Genomic DNA, 13,055 nt, shown 5'->3' with positions numbered 1-13,055 from the left:
ATGTGGGGCATCGTTCCGGCCGCGGGTCGCGGCAGTCGCATCCAACCGCTCGCCTTCTCGAAGGAGTTGCTGCCTGTCGGCAGCCGGCACCACGACGGCACGGATCGTCCCTGCGCCGTCTCGGAATATCTTCTGGAGCGCCTGATCCTGGGCGGCGTCGATAAAATCTGCTTCGTGATCTCGCCGGGCAAGTCGGACATTCTCGAATATTTCGGCGATCACTATGGCAGCGCCCTGCTCGCCTACGTCGTGCAGCCCGACGCATCGGGACTGTGCGACGCCGTGTTCAGGGCAAGCACGGTGGTTGGCGAGCACGAGGATGTGATGGTCGGCCTGCCCGACACCGTGTGGTTTCCCAAATCCGCCTTGCAGACCCTGCCGGATGCGGACCTCTCGTTCCTGTTGTTTCCTGTCGAGCACCCCGAATTCTTCGATGCCGTCGTGCTCGACGAAGGCCGCGTTGTCGAAATTCAGGTGAAGCAACCGAATGCGGCATCGCGCTGGATCTGGGGTGCCTTCAGAATGTCCGCACGCGGCTTTGGCGAACTTCAGGCGCTCTGGAATGCGCGCGAGCGCCGCGACGAGTATTTCGGGACTTTGGTCAATGCCTATCTCGCAGCGGGTGGCCGCGGCATCGGAGTCAAAGCCGGCGAGTCCTACGTCGATGTCGGTACCCTCGGTGGCTACCGGACGGCGATGGCCCTCCTTGCCGACAGCACGTGCGACGGGCGGGTGAGGCAATGGGTGGCGGGCGCATCGCCGGACGGAGCTCGTCCGGCTACCATGGGCAATGGAGCGATTGCATGACCAGAGGCGCCCTCTCCCGCGAGGAAATCCGCCAGCGCGTCGATGCGCTCGGACCCTGGTTTCACAATCTGGACCTGAAAGGCGTGCCTACAGCGCCATCGCATTTCCTCGGCGATTATCCCAACGTGAAATGGCAGCGCTTCTCCGGCATCATTCCGGCTCGTCTCGAAGGCAAGAGCGTGCTCGATATCGGCTGCAATGCCGGTTTCTACGCCATGGAAATGAAGCGTCGCGGCGCCGAACGTGTATTGGGCCTGGACACGGACGAGGAGTATCTGGCACAGGCCCGCTTCGCCGCGGAGGTCAACGGGCTCAAAGTCGAATTCCGCAAGATGTCGGCTTATGATGTCGGGCAACTCCGCGAGAAATTCGATCTCGTGATCTTCATGGGGGTGCTCTACCATTTGCGTCATCCGCTGCTCGCACTGGACCTCATCCACGAGCACGTGGCGGCTGACCTCCTCTTGTTCCAATCGATGCAACGGGGAGACAGTCGCATCGATGCGGTCGAAACCAATTACGATTTCTGGACCACGGATCAGTTCGATTCCGCTGGGTACCCGAAACTGCACTTCATCGAGCACAAATACGCCGATGATCCGACCAATTGGTGGGTGCCCAACCGCGCCTGCGTCGAGGCCATGCTGCGCAGCGCAGGCTTTGCCATCGCGGCGCATCCGGAGGAGGAAGTGTATCTGTGCAGGCGGACGGCCCGGCCGCAGGCCGACGGCCCCGTCTATCCGGCACGGGGGGACGCCCGATGATCGAAGCTGCGAAGATCTGGAACGAGCCGAACAACAAGTCGCATTGGGACATCCTGATTGATCCGGACTGGGCGATGTTCGCGAACCTGGCCATTGCCGCCGGAAAATCGATCCGCAGCGCGCATCCGATCTTGCCCCGCGTACTCGGCGGCATCTCGCCGATCGATCCCGCTTTCATGCGCAGCATGCAGACACGCGGCGTACTCGATCACGTCGACGCGGTCGCCGTGCACGGCTTTCCGCTCGACTGGAATCTGTGGCAGATCGGGGAATGGCCGGCCAAGATCGACGAGATCAAAGCGGTTACCTCGCTGCCGGTCTGGGTTACCGAGGTCGGCGTCTCATCCTTCGGCGCCGAAGAAGTGCAGGCCTGGGGCCTCAGCCGCACCGCCGAACTCCTGACTGGCCGCGCACCGCGTATCCACTGGTACAGCCTCTACGATCTGCCCTCGAGCTGGGAGGCCACCACCCGGCACAAGGAAGCGGAGGGCTCCTCATACTATCGCCACTTCCACATGGGTCTGCTTCGTGAAGACGGCACGCCGAAAGCTTCAGCCGACCTGTTCGGCCAATGTGCACCGGCAATGGGCCTGTGCCAATGGTTCCACTTCGAGGACCATCGACTTGATGATGCCGTGCGCTGGATGCGCCGTCTCGGCGTGGCGCATTTGCGGACCGGACTGTCCTGGGCCGACAGCTTTCGCCCCAATGCGCTTGATTGGTTCGACCGCCAGATGGATGCGCTCGCCGAGTTTCAAGTCACGGTGACCTTCTGCTTCACGCCGGAGCATCGCGGTCTCGAACCTCACCATACCAGCCCACCGGTCGATGCGAACGAGTTCGCGGACTTCTGCGCCTTGATGGTCGAGCGCTACTGCGCCAAGACCGGGGTCGCGTCTTCCGTGGCAAGCCCGCAGCCAGCAACCAGAGAGCCGACATGCGTGCCCTGATCCTCGTGATGGATTCGGTCGGGATCGGCGCCGCGCCGGACGCCGATCGCTATGGCGATGAAGGCGCCGATACGGTTGGACACATCGCCGAGGCCTGTGCAGCGGGCAAAGCGGACAATTCGCGGCGTGGGGGACCGTTGCGGCTTCCCAATCTGGTGGCGCTTGGCCTCGGCGCGGCCTGCCGTCTCGCCACGGGTCGCATACCACCGGCGCTGGACGCCCCGGTCGAGCATCCTCACTACGGCTGCGCCAGCGAGATCTCAAAGGGCAAGGACACGCCCTCAGGTCACTGGGAGATTGCGGGCGTGCCAGTGCCGTTCGACTGGGGTTACTTCCCCAAGTCCGTGCCGTGCTTCCCGCCCGACCTGATCGAGCGCCTCGGCGCAGAAGCTGCCCTTCCCGGCATCCTTGGGAACTGCCACGCTTCGGGAACCGCGATCATCGCCGAATTCGGCGAGCGCCACATGCGGAGCGGCGAGCCGATCTGCTACACCTCCGCCGACAGCGTGTTCCAGATTGCCGCCCATGAAGTAACCTTCGGGCTGGATCGTCTTTGCGAGGTCTGCACGATTGCGCGACGGCTCGTCGATCCCCTCAACATCGGGCGGGTCATCGCGCGGCCGTTCGTGGGCACGTCGGCGTGCGATTTCAAGCGAACTGCGCATCGCCGCGACTTTTCCGTACCGCCGCCGGAGCGGACGGTCCTCGATCTTGCCGAAGGGGCGGGCCGCGATGTGGTTACTATCGGAAAGATCGACGACATCTTCGCCCATCGCAGCACCGGACGGAACAAGCGCGGAGACGGCAATGAAGCGCTTTTCGACGCTACGCTCGCAGAACTGGCCGGCCTTGCGGATGGCGGCCTGCTGTTCGCGAACTTCATCGACTTCGACACGCTCTACGGACACCGCCGCGACGTAGCCGGTTATGCAGCAGCGCTGGAAGCATTCGACGCGCGCCTCCCCGATCTGCTGAACCGCCTGCGTAATGACGATCTCCTGATCATCACCGCCGACCATGGCTGTGATCCGACCTGGAGCGGATCGGATCACACGCGCGAACAGGTGCCGATCCTGGCTCGCGGTGTTGGATCGACATCGCCCATCGGCCGGCGCACCAGCTTTGCCGACATCGGTGCGACCGTTGCGAAGCACCTTGGTCTCGACACACCGCTTCACGGCGCAAGCTTCTAACATTTGATAATCCGGCGATTCACCTTTGCTATTGATCCAGGTTAGAGAAATTTTCGTTTGTACGTTTCAAAGGAACGAACATTCCTTGCACCGCTTCTAACTCCCAGACGTGACTGGCGCGTGCGGTCGCCCGACCAAGCAGAAGCGCGCTTCAACTCTCATCATCGATCGATCCCGAAAGGATCGGTCCCATGACGGCAGGGAGCGATGAATGACTCGGGTATTGATTACTGGAGGCGCGGGATTCATCGGCTCGCACGCGGCCGACGCGCTGCTTGCCGCTGGTTATGACGTACGGCTTCTCGACAATCTCTGTCCGCAGGTTCACGGCGGCAATCGTCAGCGACCCGCCTATCTTGCCGACGAGGCGGAGCTCGTCGTCGGCGATGTCACCGACTCCTTCGCAGTCGAGCAGGCCCTGCGCGGCGCCGACATGGTTCTGCATCTCGCTTCGGCGGTGGGCGTAGGCCAGAGCATGTACGATATCGAACCTTATGTTCGCACCAACGAACTCGGTACCGCAGTGCTGTTGCAGGCGCTATCCAAACGCCCGGTCGAACGGCTGGTAGTCGCATCGTCCATGAGCATCTATGGCGAGGGCCTCTATCGTGGAGCGGACGCGAGCGTTATCGCCTGCGATGAACGGCCGATCGAGCAGCTGCGGAAGGGAGAATGGGAATTGCGGGACACCGCGGGCGATCCGCTCCATCCCGTGTCCACCCCGGAGACGAAGCAGCCGTCGCTCAGCTCGATTTACGCGCTGAATAAATATGCCCAGGAGCGTATGTGCCTGATCACGGGCAAGGCATACGGCATTTCGACGGTGGCCTTACGCTTCTTCAACGTGTTCGGCCCGCGCCAGGCTCTCTCCAATCCCTACACCGGAGTGCTCGCTATCTTTGCGGCACGGCTGCTCAACCGCCGGCCGCCGCTCGTCTTCGAAGACGGCCTGCAGCGTCGCGATTTCGTCCATGTCCACGACGTCGCCCGTGCCTGCCGCATGGCACTCGAAGCCGACCACACCCAGGATGTCTTCAATGTCGGCTCCGGCCAGAGCCGCACGATCCTGTCCGTCGCCGAGGATCTCGCCGATGTGATGAGCCGTCGCGACATCGCGCCCGAGATCACGCGGAAATACCGCGCCGGCGATATCCGCCACTGCTTCGCCGACATCGGCAAATCGCGCGATCTGCTCGGTTTCGAGCCGCACGTCGCTTTCAAGGACGGTCTTGGAGAACTCGCGGAGTACCTGGCGGACCAGATCGCCGACGATCAGGCGGAACGGGCCACCGGAGAGCTGCTGCAACGAGGATTGGTTGCGTGATGAGTGAGCGAGACAACAGGCCCGTGCTGATTACAGGTGGCTGCGGTTTCATCGGCTGCAATCTCGCCGACCGTCTTGCGGCGCGCGGCGACCGCGTCCTTGTACTGGACAATCTCGCTCGCGCCGGGGTACGCGAGAACGCCCAATGGCTCAAGTCCCGGCATGGCGAGCGCGTCACAATCACCGTCGCCGATATCCGCGAGCCGATTCCGGTGATCGATGCCGTGCGGGAGGTCCGCGCGGTGCTGCATCTTGCAGCCCAAGTGGCCGTCACGGATAGCATGGCCGACCCCGCAGGCGATTTCGAGATCAATGCGCGCGGCACGCTGAACGTGCTCGAAGCGGTCCGTCTGCACAACAGCACGGCGCCCGTCATCTTCGCCTCCACAAACAAGGTCTATGGTCGGCTGATCGACGACAACGAGATCACTCGGACCGGCCGGCGCTACACGCCGAATAGCAGCCTGCTGACCGACGGCATCTCCGAGAATGCGGCGCTTGATTTTTACAGCCCGTACGGGTGCTCCAAGGGCACGGCAGATCAATACGTCCATGACTACGCCAGGGTCTTCGGGCTGCAGACTGTCGTTCTGCGGATGAGCTGCATCTACGGGCCGCGTCAGTTCGGGACCGAGGACCAGGGCTGGATCGCTCATTTCCTGCTCAGCGCCATCCGCGGCAATCCCCTGACAATCTACGGCGACGGCCACCAGGTTCGGGACGCGCTCCACGTGGCAGACGCCGCGAACGCCTGGCTCGCGGCTCTCGACCACATCGCGATGGTTCGCGGCCGCGTGTTCAATCTCGGCGGCGGCCCGGCCAACGCGATCAGCCTTATGGAGTTGATCGACCGCATCACCGACCTCACCGGTCGCAAGCTCGCATATCGCTTTGCAGATTGGCGGCCGGGCGATCAGCCTTGGTACGTTACCGACACGCGGGCGCTGTCCGCCGCGATCGGCTGGACGCCTCAGCTGTCCATCGGCGACGGTTTGCGCTCGCTTCACGGCTGGCTCGACAGCCGCTTCGGTACACCAGGCAATTGCGAGGCGCTGGCATGACGCGAGTCGCTCTCATCAATCCGAATTGGGATTTTGCTGGCAGCATCTATTTCGGATGCCGGTCCCCTCACCTTCCGCTCGAGCTCGGGATCAGCGAGCACTATCTGAAGGCCGCCGAGCACAAGACGCTGCTGCTCGATGCCCACATGTTCGACCTCTCACATCGGGATATCGAGGCCGAGCTACAGGCGTTCGGGCCGGATCAGATCGTCATCACGACTGCGCCGACCTACCTATTCTGGCGCTGCGCACCGCCGGAGCTGCGCGTACCGCAACAACTCGCGCGGGCCATGCGCAACCTTGCGCCGATGCTGATCGCGGTAGGGCCGCACGGCTCGACCACACCCCGTGCGGCCTTGAAGAAGCTTGGCGTCGACATCATCGTAATGGGCGAGTGTGAAGCGTCCGTTCTGCGTCTTGCCAATGGTGAGCGCGATTTTCCGGGTCTGTGCTTCGCCGATGGTGCTGGGCTGCGGGTTAATGGCGGTCCGCAAGCGGCCAGTTTCACGGATCAGCCCGCGCTCGACTGGCCCGCCGAGATGATCCGGCGCCATCACCACCACCATCATCGCTTCGAGGCCGAGCCGGCCGCTCCCGGGGCCGAGGTCGAGGCCTCGCGTGGCTGTCCCTACAACTGCACGTTCTGCGCCAAGGAAAACTTCCGCAATGCCTATCGCAAGCGGCCGGCGGCCGTCATTCTCGACGAGATCGACGGCCTGCGGAATCAAGGCATCGAGTATCTCTACTTCATCGACGAGATCTTCCTCCCCAACGCCGAGTTGCTGCAAGGACTGACCAGCCGCGGCATCAAGTTCGGCGTCCAGACCCGCATCGACCTCTGGAAACCGGACATGCTCGCCCTGCTTGGCCGCGCCGGCTGCGTTTCGATCGAAGCGGGTATCGAGAGCCTGACTGTCGAAGGCCGCTCGGCGCTCGCAAAACAATGCAAGATGAGCACGGATCAGCTCGCCGGTCGCCTCGTCGAAGCCCGGCGCCACGTCCCGTTCGTGCAGGCCAATTTGATCGAGGTGCCCGAAGACGACGCCCCGGTCGTACAACGCTGGCGCCGCACAATGCAGAATGCCGGGATCTGGGCGAACGATCCGGTACCCCTGTATCCCTATCCAGGCTCGCCGGACTACCGGAAGCTCTGGGGCGAGCCTGACGACTTCGCTTGGGAGCGCGCGCACCGACACTATCTCACCATGTTCAACCAGTTCAGCGACGTGCAGAACGACCGCCCGGTTCCGCTCGATGCCCTCGAACTCCAGGGGGCTTCATGAGTCGAAGTGCGCCGATCAGAATTCTGATGACCACCGACACGGTCGGAGGCGTGTGGACCTATTCCTGCGCCCTTGCATCCAGGTTCGCGGAATCGGGCGCTGCCGTTTGTCTCGTGACGCTTGGTCCCCGCGCTCGCACCGATCAGCATGCGATGCTCCGCGATCCCGGAGTGCGTCTGGTCGAGACGGACCTCGCGCTGGAATGGCAGGACCCGGAAGGACGGAACATCGCCGAAGCCAGGCGCGTCCTCGCTGAACTCGAACGCAGGTTCGAACCCGATGTCGTCCATCTCAACAGCTTTCGCGAGGCGAGCTTCGCCTGGCGTGCTCCCACCGTCCTGGTCGCTCATTCCTGCGTCAATTCCTGGGCGCTGGCCTGCCGAGATACGACGTGGCTTACCGAGCTCCGATGGCGCCGCTACACTGAGCACGTCAAGACGGCGCTCGACACTGCGACGGCATGGGTGTGTCCAAGTCGAGCTTTTCACGACGATATCGCCGCCATCTACCGTCCTCAATCGCGCGGCGCCGTGATCTGGAATGGGATTGCGCCTCGCGACCCCACGGGTCGAAAGCAGGAACTGATTTTGGCGGCCGGACGATTGTGGGACCGCGCCAAGAACATCGAGGCCCTCGTTGCGGCCGCGCCCGGACTGAGCTGGCCGATTGAGGCCGCCGGCCCGACGGATCCACGCCTCTCCACGGGTGTCTCCTGGCTTGGGGAGTTGTCGCACGATGCCATGGGCGCGCGCCTTCGGCACGCGGCGATCTTCGTCAGTCCGGCGCTCTACGAACCATTCGGTCTTTCGGTTCTGGAAGCGGCTTCGGCAGGCTGCGCGCTCGTCCTGTCGGACATCCCCAGTTTCCGCGAGTTGTGGAGCGGAGCGGCCCTGTTCTTCGATCCGACCGACAGCGAGGCGCTTCATCGCGCAATCGCAACCCTTTGCGCCGACGAAATCCAGCGAGCGCGACTGCAACGCTCCGCCTATGAGCACTCCCTGACTTGTTCACTCACGCGAATGACGAACGCTTATCTTCGGCTCTATGAAAGTCTGGTCGCATCACACCACTTGGTCGCGCCGGCCGGCCCGCTGGAGGTGCGCGCATGAAATGCATTCTGTTCTATCACGCCTTCACCTCGTGCTGGAACAACGGCAACGCGCATTTCCTGCGCGGCTATGCGCGCGAACTGCATGCTCTGGGCCACGACGTTGTCGTGTACGAACCGATCGACGGCTGGAGCCGGCTTAATGCGATCCGCGAGGGGGGCAGTCATGCGATGGAGGACATCCCCGCGCTCTTCCCCGGCATCGACATCCGCGGCTACGACGCCAGCCTCGATCTTGACCGCGCGCTCGATGGCGCGGATCTCGTCATCGTTCACGAATGGAATTCGCCTGATCTGATCGCTCGAATCGGAGGCAAGCGAGCGCACGGCGCCGCATTCACGCTCCTGTTCCACGACACTCACCATCGTGCAGTCAGCGCCCCCGAGGAACTGGCGCAATTCGATCTCGACGGATTTGACGGCGTCCTCGCCTTCGGCGAGGTACTTCAGCAGATCTATCTGAAGCTCGGCTGGGCTAACCGTGCTTTCACCTGGCATGAGGGCGCTGATATCGCCCTGTATCACCCGCTGCGGCAGATCGAACGGACCGACGACATGGTCTGGATCGGCAACTGGGGCGATGGCGAACGCAGCGCTGAGCTCAACGAATTCCTGATCGGGCCGGCCGCGGAGCTGAAGCTTCGCGCGAGCGTCTTCGGCGTGAGATATTCGGGCGCCGCGCTCCAGACGATCAGGGGCGCAGGTATCCGCAATGGCGGCTGGCTACCGGCCCATTGGGCTCCTGTCGCTTTCGCGGGCGCACGCGCAACGGTCCATGTGCCGCGCGGGCCTTATGTGCGCCTCCTTCCGGGCATTCCAACCATCCGCGTGTTCGAAGCATTGGCCTGCGGTATCCCTCTGGTCTCGGCGCCCTGGTCAGATGCCGAATCTCTATTCCCAGAGGGCGCCTATCTGAGCGTCGGCGATGGCGCACAGATGAAGCGCTCGCTTCGTACCGTTCTCGATGATTGGGAGTTGGCGTCCGCGATGGTCGAGAGAGGCCTGAAGACGATCAGAGAACGCCATACCTGCCGCCATCGCGCCGAGCAGCTCGTCGAAATCGTGGCGGGCATCCGCAATTCCAATCGCTCGTCAGAGCCACAGCCGCGCATCGGAGCCGTCGCATGAAGATCTGCTTCTTCGGATCCAGCCTCGTGTCGTCGTACTGGAATGGCGCCGCTACCTACTACCGTGGCATGCTGAAGGAGATTGCGGCACTCGGTCATGACATTACCTTCTTCGAGCCTGACGCCTTCGAACGCCAAGCTCACCGCGACATCGGCGATCCGGACTGGGCCCGGGTGGTCGTCTATCCCGCAACTGTGGACGGCTGGCGCGGCTCGCTCGATGTCGCGGCACAATCGGCTGACATGCTGATCAAGGCCAGCGGCGTCGGCGTCTTCGATCAGGAATTGGAGAACGCAATCGCCGAACTGCCGTCGCGAGCCATGCGGATTTATTGGGACGTCGATGCTCCGGCCACACTCGAGGCGATGGAAAGCCATGCGCAGCATCATCTGCGTCGCGCGATCCCCTCCTATGACATGGTCCTGACCTATGGCGGGGGCGATGGAGTTGTGTCCACCTACCGCCGCATGGGCGCCAAGGACTGTGTTCCCATCTACAACGCACTCGACCCCGCGACTCATTTTCCCGCGCCGCCAGACCGACGCTTCGCCTGCGATCTGAGCTTGCTGGCGAACCGGCTGCCCGATCGCGAGCAGCGCGTCGAACGCTTCTTTCTCGACGTTGCACGTCAAGTGCCCGACAAGACGTTCGTGCTGGGCGGCTCCGGCTGGGAAAGCAAGGACACGTCAGCCAATCTTCGCAAGGTCAGCCATGTCGGGACCGGCGACCACAACGCCTTCTTCTGCTCCGCGCTCGCCACGTTGAATGTCAACCGTGACAGCATGGCGCGCTACGGGTTCTCGCCGCCGACACGCGTGTTCGAGGCGGTCGGCGCCGGCGCATGCTTGATCACCGACCAATGGGAGGGCATCGACCACTTTCTCGAACCTGGTCGCGAAGTCCTTGTCGCCGCAAACGGCGATGAGGTCGCAGAGCATCTCGCCGCGCTGAATCCCGATCGAGCGCAGGCGATCGCCCACCGCGCGCGCGCCCGTATCCTCAGCCAGCACACCTATCGACAACGCGCACGCCAGTTCGATGATCTCTTTGTCGCCAGCAGCTCGCGGATCGAGGCAGCAGAATGAAGCTTTCCATCGTCGTCATCGGTCTTGCGGTCACTTCGTCCTGGGGCAACGGTCACGCTACGACCTACCGCGCCCTGATCGGAGCGCTGGCTCGACGTGGGCACGATGTCACGTTCCTCGAGCGTGATGTTTCCTGGTATCGGGACCACCGCGATCTGGTTAGGCCCGCGGCTTGGACAGTGGAGCTCTATCAATCCTTGCGAGACATTCCGCTTCGGTTCGGCAAGCTGATCCGGGATGCCGATTTGGTGATCATCGGCTCCTACGTGCCCGAGGGCATCGCGATCGCTGAATGGGCGACGGCCCATGCCCGTGGGATCACCGCGTTCTACGACATCGACACGCCGGTCACGCTGGCGAAACTCGACCACGGGACTGACTATATCTCGGCCGCGATGATCCCTCGCTTCGACCTCTATCTGTCGTTTGCCGGCGGCCCCGTGCCTGGCATGATCGAGGAAAATTACGGAAGTCCTCTGGCATGCGCCCTTTATTGCAGCGCGGACACCAGCATCTACACGCCCCTGCAAGCTGCCCCCAAGTGGACGCTGGGATATCTCGGGACCTATAGCGAGGACAGACAGCCTGTTCTTGGCGACTTGTTGCTTGCTCCCGCCCGCGAGCTGCTGTCCGAGCAATTCGTCATCGCAGGCGCGCAATACCCTGATCATATAGCCTGGCCCGCTAACGTTGCGCGCATCGAACATCTCGCGCCAAATCAGCATCCGACCTTCTATGCGGAGCAGCGCTTCACCCTGAACGCGACCCGCGCCGACATGAAGGCCCTGGGGTACTCACCGAGCGTTCGACTGTTCGAAGCGGCCGCTTGTGGCACGCCGATTGTCTCGGACCGTTGGCCCGGCATCGAGACAATCCTCAAGCCGTCGCGGGAAATCCTACTGGCGTCGGGTCCGCACGAAGTTGTTGAGATCCTGCGCGACATGCCCGAGGAACAGCGGCGCACGATCGCACACAACGCGCGGAGGCGGGTTCTTGCCGAGCACACCTCGGACCACCGCGCTAGTCAACTGGAGAGCTATTACGTCGAGGCATCCGCACGGCGCCGGCGCAAAACAGCAAGGTTTCCCGCCGCACGGCCCATGCAGGTTGCCGAACTCTGAAAGGCTATCATGATGACGCTCCAGTCCTGCATTCAAGCCTCCCGCCGCTCACCCACCGTCCTCGTCGCCGGAGGCGCCGGCTTTATCGGGTCGCATCTTTGCGACACGCTTCTGCAACGCGGCAGCACTGTGATCTGCTTGGACAATCTGTTCACGGGATCGATCGACAACATCCGGCCACTGCTCAATCACCCCAATTTCCGCTTCATCGAGCACGACGTGCGCGATCCCATCGAGATCGAGGAGGGCATTGACCGCATCTACAGCCTCGCTTGCCCGGCCTCACCCCGGCACTACCAAAAGGATCCGATTGGCACGATGAAGACCTGCGTGATCGGAACCATGAACATGCTCGATCTCGCGCGCTGTAAAGGCGCCCGGGTCCTTCAGGCGTCCACAAGCGAAGTGTATGGCGATCCCGAGATCCACCCGCAGCCCGAATCCTACCTCGGTAACGTCAATCCGATCGGACCGCGGGCCTGCTACGACGAGGGCAAACGTGCTGCGGAGACGCTGATGTTCGACTATCACCGCACGCACGGCGTCGAGATCAAGGTCGCGCGCATCTTCAACACTTACGGCCCGCGAATGCTCGAGAATGACGGGCGGGTTGTGTCCAATTTCATTGTTCAAGCCCTGCGCGGCGAGCCCATCACGATCTACGGTCCCGGAACACAGACTAGGAGTTTCTGCTTCGTCGATGATCTCGTTCGCGGGCTCCAGCTCTTGATGGAGAGCACGCCCTCGATTACCGGGCCTTGCAATCTCGGCAATCCGCACGAGGTCACGATCGAGGCGATTGCGCGCGAGGTGCTGACCTACACGGCATCGACCTCCCCGCTCCGCTTCGAGACCTTGCCGAAGGACGACCCGAAACGCCGCAAGCCCGTCATCGACACAGCGGCACGGGCGCTGGGCTGGCGACCCCGCGTGGCGCTGAAGGACGGCCTTCAAGCAACGATTGCCTATTTTGCCCTCCGCATTGCGGGCGAGACGCCGGCGTTGGTTCCGGCCGCCGCGCCGCGCAGGACCGGACGTCGTGCGCCCAGCCGGTTGACGATCGCCGATCAAACATGATGCAGGCAGAACCGAACGCCCAGACCGCCTCGCCGACAAAAGTGCCAGATTTTCTCACGAGAACATCAACGCGAGGCTGATCCGTCGCGGCCTTCCCTGGCTTCTCTCATGTCGCGGACCTTGAAAGCAATCAACGTGAGCGCAAGCGTGGCGC

12 protein-coding genes are annotated in these 13,055 nt (G+C 63.0%); all 12 read left to right on the top strand.

Annotated features, from left to right (window positions below):
* Complete coding sequence (locus tag IVB26_RS40435; RefSeq protein WP_247973460.1) at positions 1 to 807, top strand: nucleotidyltransferase family protein; 807 nt, start codon at positions 1 to 3, stop codon at positions 805 to 807.
* Positions 804 to 1,571, top strand: coding sequence for a TIGR04290 family methyltransferase (locus tag IVB26_RS40430; protein WP_247973459.1), 768 nt, complete (start codon positions 804 to 806; stop codon positions 1,569 to 1,571). Before IVB26_RS40435 ends, IVB26_RS40430 begins: the two co-directional genes overlap by 4 nt.
* Positions 1,568 to 2,521, top strand: coding sequence for a glycoside hydrolase 5 family protein (locus IVB26_RS40425; protein ID WP_247973458.1), 954 nt, complete (start codon positions 1,568 to 1,570; stop codon positions 2,519 to 2,521). The genes IVB26_RS40430 and IVB26_RS40425 overlap by 4 nt, the downstream gene beginning before the upstream one ends.
* On the top strand, positions 2,509 to 3,714 hold the full coding sequence (locus tag IVB26_RS40420) for a phosphopentomutase (RefSeq protein WP_247973457.1): 1,206 nt from the start codon (positions 2,509 to 2,511) through the stop codon (positions 3,712 to 3,714). Before IVB26_RS40425 ends, IVB26_RS40420 begins: the two co-directional genes overlap by 13 nt.
* A 211-nt stretch (positions 3,715 to 3,925) precedes the next feature.
* Complete coding sequence (locus tag IVB26_RS40415) at positions 3,926 to 5,038, top strand: NAD-dependent epimerase/dehydratase family protein (protein WP_247973456.1); 1,113 nt, start codon at positions 3,926 to 3,928, stop codon at positions 5,036 to 5,038.
* Positions 5,038 to 6,099, top strand: coding sequence for an NAD-dependent epimerase/dehydratase family protein (locus tag IVB26_RS40410; protein WP_247973455.1), 1,062 nt, complete (start codon positions 5,038 to 5,040; stop codon positions 6,097 to 6,099). Before IVB26_RS40415 ends, IVB26_RS40410 begins: the two co-directional genes overlap by 1 nt.
* Complete coding sequence (locus IVB26_RS40405) at positions 6,096 to 7,382, top strand: TIGR04295 family B12-binding domain-containing radical SAM protein (RefSeq protein WP_247973454.1); 1,287 nt, start codon at positions 6,096 to 6,098, stop codon at positions 7,380 to 7,382. The genes IVB26_RS40410 and IVB26_RS40405 overlap by 4 nt, the downstream gene beginning before the upstream one ends.
* On the top strand, positions 7,379 to 8,491 hold the full coding sequence (locus IVB26_RS40400) for a glycosyltransferase family 4 protein (protein WP_247973453.1): 1,113 nt from the start codon (positions 7,379 to 7,381) through the stop codon (positions 8,489 to 8,491). The genes IVB26_RS40405 and IVB26_RS40400 overlap by 4 nt, the downstream gene beginning before the upstream one ends.
* Positions 8,488 to 9,618, top strand: coding sequence for a CgeB family protein (locus IVB26_RS40395; RefSeq protein WP_247973452.1), 1,131 nt, complete (start codon positions 8,488 to 8,490; stop codon positions 9,616 to 9,618). The genes IVB26_RS40400 and IVB26_RS40395 overlap by 4 nt, the downstream gene beginning before the upstream one ends.
* A complete protein-coding gene (locus tag IVB26_RS40390; protein WP_247973451.1) occupies positions 9,615 to 10,703 on the top strand; it encodes a CgeB family protein in 1,089 nt (362 codons plus the stop codon). Before IVB26_RS40395 ends, IVB26_RS40390 begins: the two co-directional genes overlap by 4 nt.
* On the top strand, positions 10,700 to 11,824 hold the full coding sequence (locus tag IVB26_RS40385; RefSeq protein WP_247973450.1) for a CgeB family protein: 1,125 nt from the start codon (positions 10,700 to 10,702) through the stop codon (positions 11,822 to 11,824). Before IVB26_RS40390 ends, IVB26_RS40385 begins: the two co-directional genes overlap by 4 nt.
* Before the next feature lie 12 nt (positions 11,825 to 11,836).
* Positions 11,837 to 12,901, top strand: coding sequence for a UDP-glucuronic acid decarboxylase family protein (locus tag IVB26_RS40380; protein WP_247973917.1), 1,065 nt, complete (start codon positions 11,837 to 11,839; stop codon positions 12,899 to 12,901).
* The last annotated feature ends 154 nt before the right edge of the window (positions 12,902 to 13,055 follow it).

It is taken from the genome of Bradyrhizobium sp. 195 (genome assembly GCF_023101665.1).
In the GTDB taxonomy this organism is placed as follows: domain Bacteria; phylum Pseudomonadota; class Alphaproteobacteria; order Rhizobiales; family Xanthobacteraceae; genus Bradyrhizobium.
The sequence above is the reverse complement of the archived record's forward strand: the minus strand, read 5'-3'. Positions and strand labels throughout refer to the sequence as shown.

Bases quoted from the DNA above. Each gene is read 5' to 3' on its own strand.
- IVB26_RS40380 (WP_247973917.1), top strand. From the start codon at position 11,837: ATGACGCTCCAGTCCTGCATTCAAGCCTCCCGCCGCTCACCCACCGTC.
- IVB26_RS40400 (WP_247973453.1), top strand. From the start codon at position 7,379: ATGAGTCGAAGTGCGCCGATCAGAATTCTGATGACCACCGACACGGTC.
- IVB26_RS40405 (WP_247973454.1), top strand. From the start codon at position 6,096: ATGACGCGAGTCGCTCTCATCAATCCGAATTGGGATTTTGCTGGCAGC.
- IVB26_RS40395 (WP_247973452.1), top strand. From the start codon at position 8,488: ATGAAATGCATTCTGTTCTATCACGCCTTCACCTCGTGCTGGAACAAC.
- IVB26_RS40420 (WP_247973457.1), top strand. From the start codon at position 2,509: ATGCGTGCCCTGATCCTCGTGATGGATTCGGTCGGGATCGGCGCCGCG.
- IVB26_RS40415 (WP_247973456.1), top strand. From the start codon at position 3,926: ATGACTCGGGTATTGATTACTGGAGGCGCGGGATTCATCGGCTCGCAC.
- IVB26_RS40430 (WP_247973459.1), top strand. From the start codon at position 804: ATGACCAGAGGCGCCCTCTCCCGCGAGGAAATCCGCCAGCGCGTCGAT.
- IVB26_RS40425 (WP_247973458.1), top strand. From the start codon at position 1,568: ATGATCGAAGCTGCGAAGATCTGGAACGAGCCGAACAACAAGTCGCAT.
- IVB26_RS40410 (WP_247973455.1), top strand. From the start codon at position 5,038: ATGAGTGAGCGAGACAACAGGCCCGTGCTGATTACAGGTGGCTGCGGT.
- IVB26_RS40390 (WP_247973451.1), top strand. From the start codon at position 9,615: ATGAAGATCTGCTTCTTCGGATCCAGCCTCGTGTCGTCGTACTGGAAT.
- IVB26_RS40435 (WP_247973460.1), top strand. From the start codon at position 1: ATGTGGGGCATCGTTCCGGCCGCGGGTCGCGGCAGTCGCATCCAACCG.
- IVB26_RS40385 (WP_247973450.1), top strand. From the start codon at position 10,700: ATGAAGCTTTCCATCGTCGTCATCGGTCTTGCGGTCACTTCGTCCTGG.